The sequence below is a fragment of the Streptomyces sp. V4I8 genome (assembly GCF_041261225.1).
Classification (GTDB): Bacteria; Actinomycetota; Actinomycetes; order Streptomycetales; family Streptomycetaceae; genus Streptomyces.
The window spans coordinates 4,033,794-4,052,459 of record NZ_JBGCCN010000001.1; the positions used below are offsets into that span (position 1 = coordinate 4,033,794).

19 protein-coding genes and 1 riboswitch are annotated in these 18,666 nt (G+C 70.6%); of the genes, 7 read left to right on the plus strand and 12 right to left on the minus strand.

Annotated elements, in window-relative coordinates; translation table 11 throughout:
* Nucleotides 1–54 precede the first annotated feature (54 nt).
* Nucleotides 55–522, minus strand: a complete 468-nt coding sequence (locus ABIE67_RS18310) for an Lrp/AsnC family transcriptional regulator (protein ID WP_370258650.1) — start codon at nt 520–522, stop codon at nt 55–57.
* A 106-nt stretch (nt 523–628) separates the two neighbouring features.
* Here ABIE67_RS18310 and ABIE67_RS18315 point away from each other — a divergent pair, with 106 nt between their 5' ends.
* A complete protein-coding gene (locus ABIE67_RS18315) occupies nt 629–1,663 on the plus strand; it encodes a methyltransferase domain-containing protein (protein WP_370258651.1) in 1,035 nt (344 codons plus the stop codon).
* On the opposite strand, the gene ABIE67_RS18320 is transcribed toward ABIE67_RS18315, so the two are convergent.
* A complete protein-coding gene (locus tag ABIE67_RS18320) occupies nt 1,658–2,281 on the minus strand; it encodes a hypothetical protein (protein ID WP_370258653.1) in 624 nt (207 codons plus the stop codon). The two genes, ABIE67_RS18315 and ABIE67_RS18320, sit on opposite strands and share 6 nt — an antisense overlap.
* Nucleotides 2,282–2,520: 239 nt before the next feature.
* On the opposite strand from ABIE67_RS18320, the gene ABIE67_RS18325 reads away from it, so the two are divergent.
* From ABIE67_RS18325 to ABIE67_RS18335, 3 genes are read left to right on the plus strand one after another with little or no spacing between them, the layout of a single operon-like run.
* The gene (locus tag ABIE67_RS18325) at nt 2,521–3,372 is read left to right on the plus strand and encodes an LLM class flavin-dependent oxidoreductase (RefSeq protein WP_370258658.1); all 852 of its coding nucleotides are present in this window, start codon (nt 2,521–2,523) and stop codon (nt 3,370–3,372) included.
* 53 nt (nt 3,373–3,425) lie between these two features.
* On the plus strand, nt 3,426–3,995 hold the full coding sequence (locus ABIE67_RS18330) for a hypothetical protein (protein ID WP_370258660.1): 570 nt from the start codon (nt 3,426–3,428) through the stop codon (nt 3,993–3,995).
* A gap of 54 nt (nt 3,996–4,049) precedes the next feature.
* On the plus strand, nt 4,050–4,352 hold the full coding sequence (locus ABIE67_RS18335) for a hypothetical protein (protein ID WP_370258664.1): 303 nt from the start codon (nt 4,050–4,052) through the stop codon (nt 4,350–4,352).
* Nucleotides 4,353–4,393: 41 nt separating this feature from the next.
* Here the strand turns inward: ABIE67_RS18335 and ABIE67_RS18340 are convergent, their stop codons facing one another.
* Entirely contained in the window at nt 4,394–4,783 is a 390-nt protein-coding gene (locus ABIE67_RS18340; RefSeq protein WP_370258668.1) for a VOC family protein, read from the minus strand.
* Between the two features lie 146 nt (nt 4,784–4,929).
* Here ABIE67_RS18340 and ABIE67_RS18345 point away from each other — a divergent pair, with 146 nt between their 5' ends.
* Nucleotides 4,930–6,402: an alginate lyase family protein gene (locus ABIE67_RS18345; RefSeq protein WP_370268703.1), complete on the plus strand. Its 1,473-nt coding sequence runs from the start codon at nt 4,930–4,932 to the stop codon at nt 6,400–6,402.
* A gap of 84 nt (nt 6,403–6,486) precedes the next feature.
* On the opposite strand, the gene ABIE67_RS18350 is transcribed toward ABIE67_RS18345, so the two are convergent.
* Nucleotides 6,487–8,016, minus strand: coding sequence for an MFS transporter (locus ABIE67_RS18350; protein WP_370258670.1), 1,530 nt, complete (start codon nt 8,014–8,016; stop codon nt 6,487–6,489).
* Between the two features lie 97 nt (nt 8,017–8,113).
* The gene (locus tag ABIE67_RS18355; protein ID WP_370258672.1) at nt 8,114–9,436 is read right to left on the minus strand and encodes a DUF445 domain-containing protein; all 1,323 of its coding nucleotides are present in this window, start codon (nt 9,434–9,436) and stop codon (nt 8,114–8,116) included.
* A gap of 277 nt (nt 9,437–9,713) precedes the next feature.
* On the opposite strand from ABIE67_RS18355, the gene ABIE67_RS18360 reads away from it, so the two are divergent.
* Nucleotides 9,714–11,081 (plus strand): SGNH/GDSL hydrolase family protein, encoded by a 1,368-nt coding sequence (locus tag ABIE67_RS18360; RefSeq protein ID WP_370258674.1) that lies wholly within the window; start codon nt 9,714–9,716, stop codon nt 11,079–11,081.
* A 117-nt stretch (nt 11,082–11,198) separates the two neighbouring features.
* On the opposite strand, the gene ABIE67_RS18365 is transcribed toward ABIE67_RS18360, so the two are convergent.
* Genes ABIE67_RS18365 through ABIE67_RS18380 form a run of 4 tightly spaced genes read right to left on the minus strand, consistent with a single transcriptional unit; the run spans nt 11,199 to nt 14,694 of the window.
* Nucleotides 11,199–12,011: a DUF1707 domain-containing protein gene (locus tag ABIE67_RS18365; protein ID WP_370258676.1), complete on the minus strand. Its 813-nt coding sequence runs from the start codon at nt 12,009–12,011 to the stop codon at nt 11,199–11,201.
* Between the two features lie 33 nt (nt 12,012–12,044).
* The gene (locus tag ABIE67_RS18370; RefSeq protein ID WP_370268705.1) at nt 12,045–13,025 is read right to left on the minus strand and encodes an ATP-binding cassette domain-containing protein; all 981 of its coding nucleotides are present in this window, start codon (nt 13,023–13,025) and stop codon (nt 12,045–12,047) included.
* Nucleotides 13,026–13,070: 45 nt separating this feature from the next.
* Entirely contained in the window at nt 13,071–13,835 is a 765-nt protein-coding gene (locus ABIE67_RS18375) for an ABC transporter permease (protein WP_370268707.1), read from the minus strand.
* A gap of 58 nt (nt 13,836–13,893) precedes the next feature.
* Nucleotides 13,894–14,694 (minus strand): ABC transporter permease, encoded by an 801-nt coding sequence (locus ABIE67_RS18380; RefSeq protein ID WP_370268709.1) that lies wholly within the window; start codon nt 14,692–14,694, stop codon nt 13,894–13,896.
* A 237-nt stretch (nt 14,695–14,931) separates the two neighbouring features.
* Between ABIE67_RS18380 and ABIE67_RS18385 the strand changes: the two genes are divergently transcribed.
* Nucleotides 14,932–17,343, plus strand: a complete 2,412-nt coding sequence (locus ABIE67_RS18385) for a transglycosylase domain-containing protein (protein ID WP_370258678.1) — start codon at nt 14,932–14,934, stop codon at nt 17,341–17,343.
* A gap of 16 nt (nt 17,344–17,359) precedes the next feature.
* On the opposite strand, the gene ABIE67_RS18390 is transcribed toward ABIE67_RS18385, so the two are convergent.
* From ABIE67_RS18390 to ABIE67_RS18400, 3 genes are all read right to left on the minus strand, one after another.
* Nucleotides 17,360–17,680, minus strand: a complete 321-nt coding sequence (locus tag ABIE67_RS18390; RefSeq protein ID WP_370258680.1) for a multidrug efflux SMR transporter — start codon at nt 17,678–17,680, stop codon at nt 17,360–17,362.
* 33 nt (nt 17,681–17,713) lie between these two features.
* Nucleotides 17,714–17,775, minus strand: a riboswitch (guanidine-III (ykkC-III) riboswitch).
* A gap of 83 nt (nt 17,776–17,858) precedes the next feature.
* Nucleotides 17,859–18,215 carry a co-chaperone GroES gene (locus tag ABIE67_RS18395; RefSeq protein WP_048583239.1) on the minus strand — a complete coding sequence of 119 codons (357 nt, stop codon included), beginning with the start codon at nt 18,213–18,215 and terminating at the stop codon, nt 17,859–17,861.
* A gap of 55 nt (nt 18,216–18,270) precedes the next feature.
* Nucleotides 18,271–18,600, minus strand: a complete 330-nt coding sequence (locus ABIE67_RS18400; protein ID WP_030051088.1) for a DUF3618 domain-containing protein — start codon at nt 18,598–18,600, stop codon at nt 18,271–18,273.
* Nucleotides 18,601–18,666: the final 66 nt, after the last annotated feature.

The following is an 18,666-nucleotide window of genomic DNA, read 5'->3' on the forward strand; positions in this document are numbered from 1 at the left end:
GCCAGTCGGTCCGTCAGTCAGTCGGTCAGCCGCTCGGCCCAGTCGCTCCGTCCGTCAGTCGGTCAGCCGGTCGATGGGCGTCATCACGCGCGTTCCCGTCTGCCGGTAGATCACCGAGCTGCGGAAGCTCACCACCTCGCGGCGGGCGCTGAAGCGGTCCATGAGGAAGGCGTGCAGGTGCTCGATGTCCGGGACGGCCACATGGACGAGGAAGTCGTCGTCGCCGGAGACCACGAAGACCGAGACGACCTCGGGGAGTTGGGTGAGGTAGCTCTCGAAGTCGTGGATCACCTCGCGGCTCAGCGGGCGCAGCCGGGCGAAGACCAGGGCCTGGAGCGAGCGGCCCAACAGGCGGGGCTGTACGGCCGCGTGGTAGCCGGTGATCACGCCGCGGGCGCGCAGGGCGCGGACCCGTTCCAGGCAGGTGGAGGGCGCGATGCCGACCCTGCGGGCGAGTTCGCGGTTGGTGAGCCGTGCATCGCGCTGGAGATGGGTGAGGATCGCCGAATCAGTGTCGTCCATGGCCGTCATTCTTCCCAGCGTTCCGAATTTGGTTCGGCCGGGCCGTTCAACTCCCGTACCGCGCAATAGATTTCCCTCGCTCGCCGGACCGAAGGGAACCTCCTCCATGACGACCGCCGCCGCTCGCCCCGTCGACCGAGCCGACGCTCACCCCGTCGACCGGGCCGACGCTCACCCCGCCGACCGGGCCGACGCTCAACCCGCCGACCGGGCCGACGCTCAACCCGCCGACCGGGCCGACGCTCAACCCGCCGACCGGGCCGACGCTCACCCCGTCGACCAAGCCGCCCCTCAACCCGTCGATCAGGCCGTCGACCACTACGACCGGTTCCTCGCCGAGCACTACACCTGGATGCTCGGGGGCGATCTCGACGCGCTCGCCGCGGTGCAGCGGGCCGCGCTCTCGGCGTGGGGTGTGACGCCCGGGTCCGCGATCGGTTCGGCGGCGGCCGGGGCACTCGCCGTGGATCTGGGGTGCGGCCCTGGGCATGCGAGTCTCGCGCTGGCCGGGCTGGGCTTCGACTCCGTTCTCGCGGTCGATCTGAGCCGGGCCTTGCTGGCCGAACTCGCCGCGCACGCCGCCGATGTGCCCGCCGTGAGCGCGGTGCGGGCGGATGTGCGGACCGCTCTTCGGGAGCTCGTGCGGCCGGGGTCGGCGCAGGCTGTCGTATGCCTGGGTGACACGTTGACGCATCTGCCGACCCGAGGGGATGTGGCCGCCCTCTTCGCCGACGTCGCCGCCGCGCTCGCGCCCGAGGGGACGGCCGTGTTCGCCTACCGCGACCTGACGGTCCCGCTCACGGGCACCGACCGCTTCCTCCCGGTCCGGGCGACCGAGGACCGGATCATGACGTGCTTCCTGGAGTACCCGGACGACTACGACGACTACACGGTCGTCGTCCACGATCTGATCCACACCCGGGACAACGCCCACACCGACTACACCGCTGCCACTGCCGCCACTGCCGCCACTGCCGACCACAGGTCCAACTGGACTCTCAACGCCCGCAGTTACCGCAAACTGCGCCTCTCCCACGCCTGGGTGCTGGACCAGCTCCGCACGGCCGGGCTGCGCGTGCGGCACGAGCAGCGCGGAGCCGGGGGCATGCGGACGGTCGTCCTGGAGCGCGGCGCCTCATAGTCGGCATGGTCGGCTGCCGCCACGCCGGAGCCGGAGGCTCGTCCGCGCCAGGTGGCGGATCCGCTTGGTACGGCCCTGATCGGCGAGGAGAGTGAGGGCGGGGACCGGCGTGGCGGGGGCTTCGGCGAGCCTGAGCTGGAGCCAGTCGGACGACGACCGGGTCAGGGCCTCGGGGTCCCACGGGTGGTTCAGGCACACGTCTCTGAGGAGGGTCCACTCACGGAGGCGGTCGGCCAGGAAGGCGTGACCGGCCGTCGCCGCGGCCATGGACCGGGCCCATTCGGTGTAGTCGGGGGTCGCGTGGATCGCCGCGGCCCTGCGGTCCAGGTGGCGGGTCACGGCGGACTCGGCCATCGTCCGGTCCGGGTCGGTGAGGATACGGCGGACCAGGGCAGGTTCCTCGGCGGGCGTGGAGTGCTCCAGCTCAGCGGTGTAGGCGGCGAAGCGGGCGTGCTCGGCGGGTTCGTCGAGGTCGGTGTCGGGGTGATCGCCGAGGTCGGCGTCGGGATGGCCGCCGAGGTCGGTGTCGGGGTGATCGCCGAGGTCGTTGTCGGCGTGATCGTCGAGGTCGTCGAGGTGGTCGTCAGGGCGTTCGTCAGCGGCTCGGGCAGGGCGCATCCGGCGATGGTGGCCCAGCAACGCCGCGCCTGTCAGGGCGTTTTCGCCACCAGTCCGCCCGGCGTAAATGGTTTGTCCCGCGAAACCGGCCCGTCCTAGAGTGAGTTCACTTCGAAGAGACGTTCCCCGGAAAGAAGCCGCAGAGCGGGAGCGTCCCACCTCATCGAGGCTCCTTGAGGGCCACGCAGGTGCAGGAGGGGGCGGCAGTCCTTGTCGACCCCTCATTCGGAGGCCCCTACATGAACGTAAACGTGGGCATCGGCCTGCCCATCGGCGACCCGACCACCCTTCTCACCTGGGCCCGCCGTGCCGACGCCGGCCCCTTCAGCACACTCGGTCTGCTCGACCGGCTCGTCTACGACAACCCCGAGCCGCTGGTCGCCCTGGCCGTCCTCGCGGGCGCCACCTCGCGCATCCGCGTCCAGACCGAGGTGCTGCTCGCCCCGCTCCGCGACACCGCCCTGCTGGCCAAGCAGGCCGCCACCCTGGACCGGATGACCGGCGGCCGCCTGGTCCTCGGCCTGGGCATCGGCGGCCGGGAGGACGACCACCTCGCCACCGGCACCGACCTGCGCACACGGGGCCGGCGCCTGGACGAGCAGATGGCCACGTTGTGCCGTCTGTGGCACGGCGAGCCCTACGGCGACGGCGTCGGCCCCATCGGCCCGGTGCCCGCCCGCATCGGCGGCCCGGAGATTCTCTTCGGCGGCTTCAAGCCCGTCGCGCTCGAACGCGTCGCACGCTGGGGCGACGGCTTCCTCGCAGCCGCCGCGCCGTCCTGGGCGGGCGGCCTGTTCGACACCGTGCGCGGGTTCTGGAAGGAGTACGGCCGCGACGGCGAGCCCCGTCTCGTGGCCCAGGTGAACGTCGCGCTCGGCCCGCAGGACGTGCTCGACGACGCACGCGCCCGCATGCACGCCTACTACGCCTTCACCGGCATGGCCGACCGCATGGTCGCCGGCCTCCTCAACACCCCCACCGGGATCCGCACCGCGCTCACCGCCTTCGCCGACCTGGGCGCCGACGAGGTCATGCTCTACTGCTACGGCCTCGACCCGGACCAGGTGGACCGCTTGGCCGACGTGCTGTGACGCCGTTCCCGTGACGGCCCTGTTGCCGGAACTGTGGGCTCCACCACAGCCGGGTGCGCCGGGCCCTGTTGGACTCGGCGCACCCGTCGTCGTCCTGCTCGTCGTCCGCCCTGCCCGGAGGCCACGTGTTCCTGCTGATCCTGCTGTTCGCCCTGGTCGCGGCGATCGTCGCCGTGGGTCTGTGCGGATACGGCGGCCGCACACTGGCCGACCACGGCCTGCGACGCGCGAGCGTTCCCGCCGTACTGCGCGGCCTCGCCGCCCTGGCCGGTGCGGGCGCGTGCGCCCTGTACGCGTGGGGCCTGCTCGCCCTCTGCGGCGCGGTCATGACGGCGGAGGACGGCGGCACCGACTCGTCGCCGCCCCGGTCCTGCCGTACGGCGGGCTGGTCGGAGCGGCACCGGCAGGGCATCGAGATCGTCGACTACGAGGTCACGTATCTCCCGCCGGCGTTCGTCTGCGAGACGAGCGACGGCGGGAGTTACGACACCGGTGAGGTGCCGGGGTTCGTCAATCCGGCCGTCCTGAGCCTCGCCCTCGCCGCCGCCGGGGGCGCGATCGGCTCGGGGTACGTGACGGAGTTGCGGGCCCGGGCCGAGTTCCGCGAGCAGCAGGCCGGTTAGCCTCGGTTGTCCAGGCTCGGCTGAAGCGGCCGGCCGCGGTGTGCGGAGGCAGACATGGCGAAGGTTCCCAGCGCGGTGGTCGCCGCCGGCGGGCTCGTGGGCGGGTACGGCGTGGCCCGCTGGACCAGGAAGCGGCAGCTCGGCGGGGCCGTACTGGCCGTCGCGGGGGCCGCGGCCGCCCAGCAGTGGCGGCAGCAGGCGGGCGGGAAGGCCGCGGGGGCGTTGACCGCCGCGTATGTCGCCGCCTTCGCCGGTTCGCACCTGCTGGCCAAGAAGGTGGGCGCCTGGCCCGCCGTGTTCGGGGTGGCGGGGGCGGTGGCCCTGGCGTCCTGGGCGGTGGCGGACCGGCGGGGCTGACACTCGCCGCAGGCCGCAGATGCCGTAGGTGTGGGAGTGCGCTACGCCAGGTGGCTCAGCACATTCACCACCCGCCCGCCCGGATCCCGTACGAAGAACCGCCGTACGCCCCACTCCTCGTCCCGGATCTCGTGTACGACCTCCGCGCCCGACGCCACCACCCGCGCGTACACGGCGTCGACGTCCTCGACCTCCACGCTCAGGTCGGGGACGACGGGGCCGGTGCGCTCCTCGGTGAAGAAGCTGATCTGGGCGGTGGGGTTGGCGGGGGACGCCATGGTCGTCACCCAGCCCTCGGGGGTCCGGGGGTCTCCCCCGGAAAACAGAGTCATGACCGTTTCGAAGCCGAGCAGGCCGTAGAAGTCCCGGCTCGTCTCCATCTGCTTCTGGGACTCGACCTGGTGGTTGGGGACGATCCTGCGGACGGTCATGGGCTGCGGCTCCTCATCGGCGTCGGATTTCGCTCGTCGGCGTCGGTTTTCTGTTATCGCCCCCAGTCTTCCCCCGTCTCCTCACCGTCCCCAGCCGCAGGCACGCGAGGAATGACGACGTGACACGACAGATCAGCCGCCGGAGCATGCTCAAGGCCGCGGGCGCGGCAGCCGGAGCCGTCGGTATCGGTACGGCCGTGCTGCCGGCGCCTGCCGTGGCGGCCGGCGCCTACGCCCACCCCGGACTCCTGCACACCGGCGCCGACCTCGGCCGTATGGCCGCCAAGGTGAAGGCCGGCGCCGCTCCCTACGCAGCCGGGTTCGCCAAGCTGACCGCCAACCGGCACGCGCAGAGCGGCTGGACGGCCAACCCGCAGGAGATCGTGTACCGGGGGGCGGGGTCGCCGCAGAACTACGGCATTCTCTACAACGACGTCCACGCCGCCTACCAGAACGCCCTGCGTCACCACGTCAGCGGCGACAGCGCGCACGCCGACACCGCCGTCGCGATCCTCAACGCCTGGTCGGCCAAGCTGACGAGCGTGCAGGGCAGCGCCGATCGGTTCCTGGCCGCCGGTCTGTACGGCTACCAGATCGCCAACGCCGCCGAACTCGTCCGCGACCACCCCGACTTCGAGCTCGGCCGGTTCCAGGAGATGCTCAGCACGAGCTTCGCCTCGCTCAGCGACGACTTCCTGGTCCGGCACAACGGCGCCGTCGTCAGCAACTACTGGACCAACTGGGACCTCGCCGCCATGGCCTGCGTTCTGGCTACCGGCATCTTCTGCGACGACAAGGCCCAGGTCGACCGTGCCGTCGAGTACTTCAAGCACGGCGAGGGGCTCGGATCGATCAGGCACGCCATCCCCGTCGTGCACGACGACGGACTCGCCGAGTGGCTGGAGGCGGGCCGCGACCAGGGGCACGCGCTGCTCGGGGTCGGCCTGATGGGCACCTTCTGCGAGATGGCCTGGAACCAGGGCATCGACCTGTACGGCTACGACGACGACCGCTTCCTCAAGGGCGCCCAGTACGTCGCCAAGTGGGCCCTGGGCGGGGATGTGCCGTTCACCGCGAACACCCGTAAGAAGGGCGCGATCAACGGCTGGTCGGGGTCGGAGACCGTCACCGAGGCCGCGCCCGTGGCCCCGGCGATGACCCGCCCGATCTGGGCGATGATCGCCAACCACTACACCAAGCGCCGGGGCCTGTCCGCCTCGTACCTCACGCGGATCGCCGCGAGGTCCGCGCCGGAGGGCGGCGGCGGGGACTACGGGCCCAACAGCGGCGGCTACGACCAACTGGGCTTCGGAACGCTGGCGTTCACCCGGGACAAGACCACCGGGGCGGGGGGTACGGGCGGTTCGCCGAGCCCGGCGGCTTCGGCGTCGGCTTCGGCCGCCGGGTCGGCCGGTACGGGGGCGGACGCCCGGCCGCAGGGCGGGGCCCCGGCATCGCCCTCGGCGTCCGCCTCCACCGCCGCGAGCGGTGACCTCGCCGCCACCGGCTCGAACGACGTCCTCGGCTGGACCGCCGCCACGGGTGTCACCGCCCTCGCCGGCGGCCTGCTCCTGCTGCGGCGCCGGGGGCGGGTCCAGCGCGAGGCACAGTCCCGGTAAGGACCGCGCGAAGGGGGCACGTCACACCTCCGGTACTGGTCCCGGTCCCGGCTCCCGCCACGAGGGGCGCCGGGACCGGGACCTTCACCCTCCCCTCACCCCGGTCGCCCCCGCGGGCCCCGCAGCCCCAGCCGTCCCCTTCGCCCCCACCCGGGACGGCCTCGCCACCGCGGTGAGCGGCCGTGCGATGTCCTCCAGCGACCGGCGTTCCGCACGCACCGCGAGGAACGCCGCGACCAGGCCCGCCAGGCACATCAGGGCCGCGCCGATCTGGAAGGCGAGGACCGTGTCGCCGACCTTGCCCGTCTCGGTGAGGTCGGCGAACAGCAGCGGCCCGCTGATGCCGCCGGCCGCCGTGCCCAGGGCGTAGAAGAAGGCGATGGACATCGCGCGGGTCTCCATCGGGAAGACCTCGGAGACCGTGAGGTAGGCGCTCGACGCACCGGCCGAGGCGAAGAACAGGACCGCGCACCAGCAGGCCGTCATCGTGGTCGCGCTGAGCGAGCCTCGGTCGAACAGCCAGGCCGTGCCGAACAGCAGGAGGCCCGAGAGCAGGTACGTCGACGTGATCATGATCCGGCGGCCGACCGTGTCGAACAGCTTGCCGAGCAGCAGCGGGCCCAGGAAGTTGCCGACCGCGATGACCGCGAAGTAGTAGCCGGTGTTGCCGCTCGGGACGTCGAAGAACGTGGTGAGGATCGCGCCGAAGCCGAAGGTGATGGCGTTGTAGAGGAACGCCTGGCCGATGAAGAGGGAGAAGCCGAGGGCCGCCCGCCTGCGGTACTTCGAGAAGACGGTGCGGCCGATCTCCAGGAAGGACACGCTCCTGCGCTGGTGGATGGTGATCTCGCCCTCGGGGCGCGGCAGCGGCTCGTCGCGTTCGGTCTCCACCTTGCGCTCGATGGCGGACACGATCCGTTCCGCCTCGTCGTCGCGGCCGTGGATCAGCAGCCAGCGCGGGCTCTCCGGGACGTGCCGGCGGACCAGGAGGATCACCAGGGCGAGGACGGCGCCGAGCGCGAAGGTCAGCCGCCAGCCGAGGTTCGCGGGGAGGACCGCGGTGTTCAGCGCGACGATGGACAGCAGCGAGCCGCCGACCGCGCCCAGCCAGAAGCTGCCGTTGATCATCAGGTCGACGCGGCCGCGGTACTGAGCCGGGATCAGCTCGTCGATCGCGGAGTTGATCGCCGCGTACTCGCCGCCGATGCCGAAGCCGGTCAGGAAGCGGAAGAGGAAGAACCACCAGGTCTCGAAGGAGACGGCGGTCAGGGCCGTCGCCGCCAGATAGACGGCGAGCGTGATCATGAAGAGCTTCTTGCGGCCCCACTTGTCGGTCAGGCGGCCCCAGAACAGGGCGCCGAGACAGGCACCCGCCACGTACAGCGCGGCGGCCAGGCCGGTGACCTGGCCGGAGGTGATCGGCAGTCCGCTGCCGGGTTCGGAGAGGCGGGGGGCGATGTTGCCGACGACGGTGACTTCCAGTCCGTCGAGGATCCACACGGTCCCGAGACCGATCACGATCGTCCAGTGCCAGCGCGACCACGGGAGGCGGTCGAGGCGGGCGGGGATGTCGGTGGTGACGGTACGGCCGGTCTCGGCATCTGCGGTGATCATGGGCCCCCTCCTCGTCGAGCGGAACCCGTGTCGGGTGCCCTGAGGAGGCCGGTTCCACGCCCCGGAGGAGGCCACTTGGCACCGAAGGAGGCCGGTTCTACGCCCCCAGCCCCCGGGACACCGTGTAGATCAGCAGTCCGGCGAGCGAGCCCACCACCGTGCCGTTGATCCGGATGAACTGGAGGTCGCGTCCGATGTGCGCCTCGATCTTCTTCGTCGTGTGCTCGGCGTCCCAGCCGGCCACGGTGTCCGTGATCAGGGAGGTGATCTCCTTGCGGTAGGTGGTGACGACGTACACGGCCGCGCCCTCCACCCAGCTGTCGACCTTGGCCTGGAGCCGCGGTTCGACCGCCATCCGCGCGCCGAGCGACAGCAGCGAGGCACGTACGCGCAGGCGCAGTTCGCTGCGCTCGTCCTCGGCCGCCGAGACGATCATCGAGCGTACGGCGGTCCACGCGGACGCGATCAGGTCCTGGACCTCGCCGCGCCCCAGCACCTCGCCCTTGAGCCGTTCGACACGCGCGCGGGTGTCCGTGTCGGACTGGAGGTCGGAGGCGAAGTCGGTGAGGAAGCGGTCGAGGGCGCCGCGGGCCGGGTGGGACGGCATGTCGCGCATCTCGGTGACGAAGCGGAGCAGCTCCTTGTACACGCGCTCGCCGACCCTCTTGTCGACGAACTTCGGGGTCCAGCCGGGGGCGCCGCCCTGGACCGCGCTCATGATCTCGTCGTCGTGCAGGATCAGCCATTTCTGCGCGCGGGCGACGATCAGGTCGACGGCCCGCTTGTGGCCGCCGTCCGCGACGATCTTCTCCAGCATCTTCCCTATGCCGGGCGCGATCTCCTGGGCGTCGGCGCGCCGGGTGATGGCCTCTCCCACGACCGCCTGGACGTCCGAGTCGCGCATGACCGTCAGGGCGCCGCGCAGGGCCGCCGACAGCTCGGCCGTCACCCGGTCGGCGTGCTCGGGATCGGCCAGCCAGGTGCCGAGGCGGCTGCCGATGCCTACGGCGCGCAGGCGTTGTCGTACGACGTCCTCGGAGAGGAAGTTCTCACCGACGAACTCGCCCAGGGAGACGCCCAGCTGGTCCTTCTTGTTGGGGATGATCGCGGTGTGCGGGATGGGCAGGCCGAGGGGGTGGCGGAACAGGGCCGTGACCGCGAACCAGTCGGCGAGCGCGCCGACCATGCCGGCCTCGGCGGCCGCGGCGACGTAGTTCGCCCATTCTCCGGCGCCCTGGTTCGACGCCACCTTGGCGAGGACGTACACCAGCGCGACGAAGAGCAGCAGTCCGGTCGCGGTGATCTTCATCCGCCGTACGCCGCGCTGCTTCTCCTCGTCGGCGGCGGTGAACGTGCTCATCGCACGAACGGCCGACGCGGGGACGCGCCGGTTACCGGCGGCGTCCAACCGGGCATGCATCTCTACGCCAGACGTTTCCGTTTCATCCGGATTCGCGTGTTCCATTCCACTCCACCCGTCCGTGATCCCCCGCACACATTGTCCCTTCCTGACCGACTCCCGGAACGAATCAAGAGTTCCCGGCGTCTGTTCGGTGGGGGGAGGCCGATGGCGAAGTCCGGGTGAACTCCGGCGGCCCAATGGGGGGTCTGTGCAACTCCTCTCCGCCTTATGACGCATCATGAGGTGATCACATCGGAGCCTCGGGCTCCCATCCGCCCGAGGAGACACACACCGCATGACCAGGCGTTACGCGGGGGGTGTGGGGGTCTCCCCCACAAAGTACTACGCCCTGCTTTCGGGGGTTATCGCCCTGATCGTCACGGTTTCGACCGCCATATACATCGGAGTCGCCTCCGACCACGGCAGTGCCACGGAAAGGAGCGCCCCCGCCAGGGAAGGCGCCCCACGCAACCCGGCCGCCCCCGCCTCCACCGGCATGTGGGTCGGCGCCTGGTCCGCCTCGCCGGTCGGCGCCGAGCCCGGCACCGAGGTCGAGGGCCTGGCGGGCCGTTCCGTGCGCAACGTCGTGCACACCAGCGTCGGCGGCACGAGCGTCCGGATCACGCTGTCCAACCTCTACGGCCAGTCGGCGCTCACGCTCACGCACGCGTCGATCGCCCTCGCCGCCGGCACGGGGACCGCGGCGGCGATCGCGGACACCATGCGGCGGCTGACCTTCGCCGGCAACACCACGATCGTCATCCCGCCCGGGCGGCAGGTGCTCAGCGACGCCGTGCGCCTGGCGATCCCCGCGGACACCGACATCCTCGTCACCACCTACTCCCCCATCGCGTCCGGCCCGGTGACCTTCCACCCGCACGCGCGCCAGATCAGTTACGTCGCGGACGGCGACCTCACCGAGGACGCGACCGGCGTGGCGTACACCGGGAAGGTCGGGTCCTGGCGCTATCTGACCGCGCTGGACGTCCTCAGCAACGAGTCCGACGGCACCGTCGTGGTCTTCGGCGACTCGCTGACCGACGGCATCACGTCCACCGAGAACGCCAACCGCCGCTGGACGGACGTCCTCTCGCGCCGACTGCGCGCCGCGGTCGCGGCCGGCCAGGACGTGCCGCGCTACAGCGTCGTCAACCAGGGCATCAGCGGCAACCAGATCCTCGCCAGCGGTGCCGGGCGCCCCGCGGACAACCAGGCCGGCGTGGGCCGCTTCCACCGCGACGTCCTCTCCCGCACGAACGTCAAGGTCGTCGTCATCGACCTCGGCGTCAACGACATCCTGCGCAACCCGAAACTCGCCGACCCGAACCGCATCCTGAACGGCCTGCGCGCCCTGGTCCGCCAGGCCCACGCCCGCGGCCTGAAGGTCATCGGCGCGACCCTGATGCCCTTCCAGGGCCACCGCGGCTACACCGAGGCCCGCGAGAACGTGCGCCAGCAGATCAACGCCCAGATCCGCGCCGGCAAGGTCTTCGACGCGGTCGCCGACTTCGACCAGGCACTGCGGGACCCGTACAACCCCCGCAAGTTCCGCCCCGACTACGACTCCGGCGACCACCTCCACCCGAGCGACAGGGGCTACGAACGGATGGGGGAAACCTTCAACCTCCAGGACCTGAAGGGGGCGGCTCCGGCGGAGCTGTAGGAGGCCTGGCTACGGGCAGTCGTGCCGCGGGGCGGGGGTGGGTCACGCACCCCGACGTTGGCGGCCTGCGTGACCCACCCCCGCCCCGCACCGACGCCGGGTGCCGAACAACCCGGCTCAGTCCTCGTCGCGCTCCCGCGCCGCCCGCTTCCCGTGCGGGTCATGCGCATACCGCCACAGGTCCCGATGCTCCTCCAGCATCTCCCGGTGCGCCTCGTACTGCCCGTCCCGGATCGACTCCCGCAGTTCGCGCCGCTGTTCCCGGCGCGCGAGCTTCTCCCGGCGGCGCTCCTCGCGGAGCTCCTGACGCTGTTCCCGCGTGCGTTTGCGCTCGACGCCGACGCCGCCCCAGAAGGCGAACCCGGTGATGATCACCCGGGGCGCGCCGGGGTCTCCCGGGACCCCTTCCTCACGGTGGTCGAAGCTCCCCATGATCCCGACACCGCGTACCACGACCTCGACCCCGGGCGGTACGACGACCTGCACTCCGCCCATGATCGCGACGCAGTTGATCACGATCTCCCGGTCCGCGAAGTTCGCCTCCCGCAGATCGATCGTCCCGCCGCCCCAGAAGGCGACGCAGTCGAACCGCTTCGGTGCCGTCCAGCGCCCCCTGCGCTGGAACTCCGACATCACGGCGACGCCCCACGTCGACGACCCCTCGCCGCCGACGATCCGCTCCGGCCAACTCACGTCCGATCCGGCGGACTTCTTGACCATGTCGACCTTCGGAACCGCCACAGCGCCGACGGGAAGGTCCCGGGTGATCGGCGCCAGTTCCCCGTACGTACGAGCCTTGTAGGTGGCCTCCAGGCGTTCCTCGAACTCCTCCATGTCGAGACGGCCCTCCGCGAGGGCGTCCTGGAGGACCTCGGCGACTCGTTCACGATCGGCGTCGGAGGCGCGAAGCTCCGGGGCATCGTCGGTCATGCACAGCAGCCTACGAGCAACCCCGCCCCGGGGCTACGAGACCGCCTTCTCCGCCTGCTCCGCGTACATCTTCGCGATCACGGCCTCGATGTCCGGCTCCCGCACCGACAGGTCCACCAGCGGATACTCCGCCGCGATCCGCGCCACCAGCACCGCCGCCGACTCGCCCGCCGGGAACGCCAGCCATTGCCGGGGCCCCTCCACCTTCACCACGCGCGCGGGCGCCGCCTCGATCGGCGGGAGCTCGCGCTCCAGGTCGACGACGAGGGTGCGCTCGCTCTCCCCCACCTCGTGCAGACCGGCGAGCGGGCCGTCGTACATCAGCCGCCCGCGGTCGATGACCATCACCCGTGAGCACAGCTGCTCGATGTCCTGGAGGTCGTGGGTGGTCAGCAGGACCGTCGTACCGCGCTCGGTGTTCAACTCCCGCAGGAAGTCCCGGACTTTCGCCTTGGAGATGACGTCGAGCCCGATCGTCGGCTCGTCCAGGTACAGCACCTCGGGGTCGTGCAGCAGCGCCGCCGCGATGTCGCCGCGCATCCGCTGCCCGAGCGAGAGCTGGCGCACCGGGACGTCCAACAGGGCGGACAGGTCGAGGAGTTCGACCAGACGGTCGAGGTTCTGGCGGTACCGGGCGTCCGGGATGCGGTACATGCGGTGCATCAGCTTGTACGAGTCGATCAGCGGCAGGTCCCACCACAGGGTGGTGCGCTGACCGAACACCACCCCGATGCGGTGCGCGAGCCGGGTGCGCTCGCGGGACGGGTCGATGCCGGCGACGCGGAGCCGGCCGCCGCTCGGGGTCAGGATGCCGGTCAGCATCTTGATCGTCGTCGACTTGCCCGCGCCGTTCGGCCCGATGTAGCCCACCATCTCGCCGCGCGCCACGCTGAAGGAGATCGAGTCGACGGCCCGTACCTGCCGCCGCTCCCGCTTCAGGAAACCGGTCTTCTTGCGTACGTCGAAGACCTTCTCGACGCCGTCGAGTTCGATGAACGCTTCCGCGTCCACCATGTCCGCCGCGTCCTCCATGTCCTCCATCGCCTGCCCCTGACTTCCCTAACTTCCCGTACTCCGATAGGACCGCAGCCCGGCCCGCCACGCCAGACCGGCCGGCGCACAGCACGCCACCGCCACCAGCGGCGACGCGAAGGCCGCCCACTGGGGCAGGTCGAGCGGGTAGGGCCGCTCCAGCACATAGGCGGCGGGCACCCAGTTGACGAAGGCGAGCGGCAGCATGAACGTCACCCCGCGCACGAAGTCCTTCCCGAACACGGTCGGCGGGTACTGCAACAGCGTGGTGCCGCCGTAGGTGAACGCGTTCTGCACCTCGGCGGCGTCCTGCGCCAGGAACTGGAAGGCCGCGCCCGCCACGAACAGCGCGCAGAAGATCACCCCGCCGCTGACCAGCATCACCGGCACCAGCAGCACCTTGGCCGTGGTCCAGTCGACCTCGACGGTCAGCAGCCCCCAGCCCAGCACCAGCACGCCCTGGGTGATCCGGCCCAGCCGGCGCAGCGCGAAGTGGTCCGCGGCGACCTGGGCGAGCACCGGGGCGGGCCGCACGAGCAGGATGTCGAAGGAGCCGTCGCGCATCCGGCGGCCCAGGACGTCCATCGAGCCGAACGTCAGGTCGGCGAGCCCGAACGCCGTCGCCGACAGCCCGTACAGGAAGGCGACTTCGGGCAGCGACCAGCCGCCCAGCGAGTCGACCTGCGAGAACATCAGCAGGATCGCCACGAAGTCCAGGCCGGTCACCAGCAGGTTGCCGAAGACCGTGACGACGAAGGAGGCGCGGTAGGTCATGGACGACCGGATCCACATCCCGGCGATCAGCCGGTAGGCCCGCAGCGCCTCCCCCGCACGGGACGCAGGGGAGATCTCAGCCACCCTGCACCACCACCCGCCGTGTCGCCGCCGACTGCACCAGCCGCCCGGCCGCCAGCAGCACCACCGCCCACGCCGCCTGGAAGGCGTACGCCCGCAGCGGGTCGGTCTCCCCCATCAGGACGTCCGCCGGCATCTGCAGTTGTGCCGCCCACGGCAGCACGCGCACGATCTCGCCCAGGGTGCCCGGGAAGGCGTTCAGGGGCAGGACCATGCCGGAGAAGAAGATCCCCGTGATCATCAGGGCCTGGTTGACGCCCATGCCGTCCATGAGCCAGAACACGCTCAGGGCCGCCAGATAGCGGATCGCGAAGCTGACGACCGCCGCCAGCAGCAGCGTGACCACGAAGGCCGCCCAGGGGGTGACGTCCGTCGGCAGCGCCATCGGGAAGAAGACGGCGCCGAACACGAACGGGATCACGCCCCGTCCCAGCATCTGGAACAGCGCCCGCCCCATGTCGCCCGCCAGCCACCACAGTTGGAGGTCGGCCGGCCGGTACAGGTCGACGGCGATCTCACCGGTGCGGATACGCTCCATCAGGTCCTTCTCGGCGCCGCCGCCCTGGATGGCCAGCGTCGCGTAGAGGCACTGCCCGAGCCACACATAGGTGACGGCCTGCGCCTGGTCGTAGCCGCCGAGATGCGGCTTCTCGTCCCACAGCGCCAGATACGTGTAGACGAGGATCACGCCGAAGACCGTGTTGGTGAAGACCCCGGCCGCCGTGGCCGCCCGATAGGTCGCGTATCTTCTGAATCCGCCCAACGCGACGGCTAAGTACAACCGCCCCGAGCCCACATCCACAGCCCTCCTCGCCCGCGCCCGACACCGAAGCGCAGGAGCCTAGTGCGCGCGAGGCACGGGCTGCCAGCCGTTTTCGGGGACCGCGCGACACGAGAGTCTGCTCACTTTCCGCAGACACGCGCCGGTTTCCGGGAACGGAACGCCCGGTGCGAGAGTCTTCAGCAATGGGGGCGCATTAGGCGTACGAGGCGTACGGGAACGTACGAGGCGAAACAGGAGTCCGTGCACGAGATGAGCGACGAGCCGCAGCCGCAGCCGCAGGCGCAGCAGCCGAACGAGAAGCCCAAGCGGCCGAAGAGGACGGGCTGGCGGCGGATCATCCCGACCTGGCGGATGGTGCTGAGCACCTTCGTCCTCGGCGTCCTGTTGCTCGCCGGCCTGTTCTTCCTCGGCTACTCGATGGTCAAGATCCCGCCGGCCAACGCCCTCGCCACCAAGCAGGCCAACGTCTATATGTACGCGGACGGCTCCGTGATCGCCCGCGACGGCGAGGTCAACCGGGAGAACGTGACCCTCGCGCAGATGTCCAAGGACGCCCAGCACGCGATCCTGGCCGCCGAGGACCGCGACTTCTACACCGAGTCCGCGATCGACCCGAAGGCGATGCTGCGCGCAGGCTGGAACACGGTCACCGGCAAGGGCAAGCAGTCCGGCTCCACGATCACCCAGCAGTACGTGAAGAACTACTACCTGCGTCAGGAGCAGACCGTCACCCGCAAGGTGAAGGAGTTCTTCATCTCGATCAAGCTGGACCGCGAGAAGAGCAAGGACGAGATCCTCGAGGGCTACCTCAACACCAGCTTCTTCGGCCGTAACGCCTACGGCATCCAGGCCGCCGCCCAGGCCTACTACGGCGTCGACGCCAAGGACCTCGACCCGGCCCGCGCCGCCTATCTGGCCGCGCTGGTCAACGCGCCCAGCGAGTACGACGTCGTCGCCCACCCGGAGAACAAGGGTGCGGCGGTGGCCCGTTGGAACTACGTCCTGGACGGCATGGTCACCAAGGGCTGGCTCAGCCAGTCCGAGCGGACCGGGCTGAAGTTCCCGATGCCGAAGGAGTCCGCGACGTCCACGGGTCTGTCCGGGCAGCGCGGCTACATCGTCCGGATCGTGCAGGACTACCTCATCCAGAACAAGATCGTCGACAAGGACTCGCTCGCGCTCGGCGGCTACCGCATCACCACCACGCTCCAGAAGGACAAGCAGAACGCCTTCGTCGACGCGGTCAACGACCAGCTGATGTCCAAGCTGGACAAGAAGAACAACAAGGTCGACAACTACGTCCGCGCGGGCGGCGCCTCCGTCGACCCGAAGACCGGCAAGGTCGTCGCGATGTACAACGGCATCGACTACGTGAAGCAGTACACGCCGAACGCCACCCGCCGGGACTTCCAGGTCGGCTCCACCTTCAAGCCGTTCGTGTTCACCTCGGCCGTGGAGAACGAGTCGACCACGCAGGACGGCCGCCGGATCACCCCGAACACGATCTACGACGGCACCAACAAGCGCCCCGTCCAGGGCTGGAGCGGCGGCAGCTACGACCCCGCGAACGAGGACGACGTCTCCTACGGCGACATCAACGTCCGTACGGCCACCGACAAGTCCGTCAACTCGGTGTACGCGCAGATGGCCGTCGACGTGGGCCCGGAGAAGGTGAAGGACACCGCGGTCGAGCTCGGCCTGCCCACCAGCACCCCGGAGCTGTACCCGTCCCCGTCCATCGCGCTGGGTGTGGCCACGGCCAGCGTCCTCGACATGGCGGAGGCCTACGCGACGCTCGCCAACCACGGCAGGCACGGCACGTACACCATGATCGAGCGGGTCACCAAGGACGGCGCCGACGTCATCGAGCTGCCGGAGCGCAAGACCTCCCAGGTCATCAGCCGCGAGGCCGCCGACACCACGACGTCCGTGCTGCAGAGCGTCGTCGACAACGGCACCGCCACCGCGGCCCTGGCCGCCGGCCGCCCGGCTGCGGGCAAGACCGGTACGGCGGAGGAGGACACCGCGGCCTGGTTCGCCGGCTACACCCCCGACCTGGCCACCGTCGTCTCCGTCATGGGCCAGGACCCGGTCACGGCCAAGCACAAGTCGCTGTACGGCGCGATGGGCCTCAACCGCATCAACGGCGGTGGCGCGCCCACCGAGATCTGGGCCCAGTACACCAAGACGGCGCTGAAGGGTAAGCCGGTCAGGGACTTCGACCTGGAACTCCAGGAGGGCGCCGACCAGCCCCAGTACCCGACGACGGACCCGCCCCAGGGCGACCAGAGCACCGGCGGCCAGAACGACGGCGGCACGACCGGGGACACGACCACCGGCGGTCAGGACAGCGAGGGCCAGACCGGTGGTGGCGAGACGCCGGGCCAGACGGACGGCGGCACGACGGGCGACACGACGACCGGCGGCGCCGACACCGGAGGCACGACCACCGACGGCGGCACCACCGGTGACACGACGACCGGGGGCACCGACACCGGAGGCACCACCACCGACGGCGGCACCACCGGCGACACCTCCACCGGCGGGACCGATACCGGCGGCAGTACGGGCGGCGACACCTCCACCGGCGGCACGGACATCGGCGGCGGAGGGACGACGGGAACCACGGTCGGGCCGCAGGGCACGACCCGCAGACAGTGAGCGCCGGGCGACCGGCTCAGTGACCGCTGGTCGCCTTCAGCCCCACGACGGCGACCAGCAGCAGACAGACGAAGAAGATCCGCGCGGCGGTGACCGGCTCCCCCAGCACCACCATGCCGACCACCGCCGCGCCGGCCGCACCGATGCCCACCCACACGCCGTAGGCGGTGCCGATGGGCAGGGACCTCGCGGCGTACGACAGCAGCAGCATGCTGGCGACGATGCCGGCGCCGGTGAGCAGGCTGGGGACGAGGCGGGTGAAACCGTCGGTGTACTTCATGCCGACCGACCAGCCGACCTCCAGCAGACCGGCGACGACGAGCAGGACCCAGGCCATGACGAGCACCTCTCACAAAGACGGAAACCTGTCGGTGCGTCGTCTTTGCCTTCACCCGGTACGGCGCGTCTCGTCGGGACTCCTTCAAAGCTAGCAAACGACACACAGAAGGGGCTGGTGACCAGAGTCACCAGCCCCTTCCAACCGTCGATTCAGAGGTAGAGCTCAGAGGTAGAGCTCAGAGGTAGAGGCCGGTCGAGTCCTCTGACCCCTCGAACCGGTCCGCGGCCACAGCATGCAGATCGCGCTCACGCATGAGCACATACGCGACCCCGCGCACCTCGACCTCGGCGCGGTCTTCCGGGTCGTACAGGACGCGGTCGCCGGTCTCGACGGTCCGTACGTTCTGCCCCACCGCGACGACCTCGGCCCAGGCCAGCCGACGGCCGACGGCCGCGGTGGCGGGGATGAGGATGCCGCCACCGGAACGCCGCTCGCCCTCGCTCGTGTCCTGGCGCACGAGGACACGGTCGTGCAGCATCCGGATGGGCAGCTTGTCGTGCTGGCTGCTGTGCTCGTTTCTGTTGGCGCTCACGCCTTTGAACCTACCTGCCTTTGCCGTCCGCGTACGCCGCCGGGTCCACCGTCGCTCAGCCCCTGCGGCGCCGGGTGCCGAGGGCCAGCAGGCCCACGAGACCGACGGCGACGAGGGCCACGGGCACGATCCGCTCCAGGCGGGGCGCGCCCTCCTCATCGGTGAACTTGGCCCGCACATCGCTCACGGCCCGGTTGACCCCGACGTAGGCCCGTCCGAGCGTGTGGTCGATGTTCGAGACGACCTTGGCCTTGGCGTCGCCGACGATCGTCTTCGGGTGCACACGCACCCCGATCTCGTCGAGCGTCTCGGCCAGCACTGCGCGACGGGCCTTGATGTCCGCCTCGATCTGCGCCGGGGTTCTGGTGTCCGACGTGTCCGCCACGGTTCGGCCTCCGAAGTGAAGCTGATGCTGTTTCCGGACAGTCTGTCAGCTCCACGCCGGACCGCA

Bases quoted from the DNA above. Each gene is read 5' to 3' on its own strand.
- ABIE67_RS18350 (WP_370258670.1), bottom strand. From the start codon at position 8,016: ATGATCACCGCAGATGCCGAGACCGGCCGTACCGTCACCACCGACATC.
- ABIE67_RS18315 (WP_370258651.1), top strand. From the start codon at position 629: ATGACGACCGCCGCCGCTCGCCCCGTCGACCGAGCCGACGCTCACCCC.
- ABIE67_RS18370 (WP_370268705.1), bottom strand. From the start codon at position 13,025: ATGGTGGACGCGGAAGCGTTCATCGAACTCGACGGCGTCGAGAAGGTC.
- ABIE67_RS18385 (WP_370258678.1), top strand. From the start codon at position 14,932: ATGAGCGACGAGCCGCAGCCGCAGCCGCAGGCGCAGCAGCCGAACGAG.
- ABIE67_RS18335 (WP_370258664.1), top strand. From the start codon at position 4,050: ATGGCGAAGGTTCCCAGCGCGGTGGTCGCCGCCGGCGGGCTCGTGGGC.
- ABIE67_RS18345 (WP_370268703.1), top strand. From the start codon at position 4,930: ATGCTCAAGGCCGCGGGCGCGGCAGCCGGAGCCGTCGGTATCGGTACG.
- ABIE67_RS18320 (WP_370258653.1), bottom strand. From the start codon at position 2,281: ATGCGCCCTGCCCGAGCCGCTGACGAACGCCCTGACGACCACCTCGAC.
- ABIE67_RS18390 (WP_370258680.1), bottom strand. From the start codon at position 17,680: ATGGCCTGGGTCCTGCTCGTCGTCGCCGGTCTGCTGGAGGTCGGCTGG.
- ABIE67_RS18325 (WP_370258658.1), top strand. From the start codon at position 2,521: ATGAACGTAAACGTGGGCATCGGCCTGCCCATCGGCGACCCGACCACC.
- ABIE67_RS18310 (WP_370258650.1), bottom strand. From the start codon at position 522: ATGGACGACACTGATTCGGCGATCCTCACCCATCTCCAGCGCGATGCA.
- ABIE67_RS18375 (WP_370268707.1), bottom strand. From the start codon at position 13,835: ATGTGGATCCGGTCGTCCATGACCTACCGCGCCTCCTTCGTCGTCACG.
- ABIE67_RS18340 (WP_370258668.1), bottom strand. From the start codon at position 4,783: ATGACCGTCCGCAGGATCGTCCCCAACCACCAGGTCGAGTCCCAGAAG.
- ABIE67_RS18360 (WP_370258674.1), top strand. From the start codon at position 9,714: ATGACCAGGCGTTACGCGGGGGGTGTGGGGGTCTCCCCCACAAAGTAC.
- ABIE67_RS18355 (WP_370258672.1), bottom strand. From the start codon at position 9,436: ATGCATGCCCGGTTGGACGCCGCCGGTAACCGGCGCGTCCCCGCGTCG.
- ABIE67_RS18365 (WP_370258676.1), bottom strand. From the start codon at position 12,011: ATGACCGACGATGCCCCGGAGCTTCGCGCCTCCGACGCCGATCGTGAA.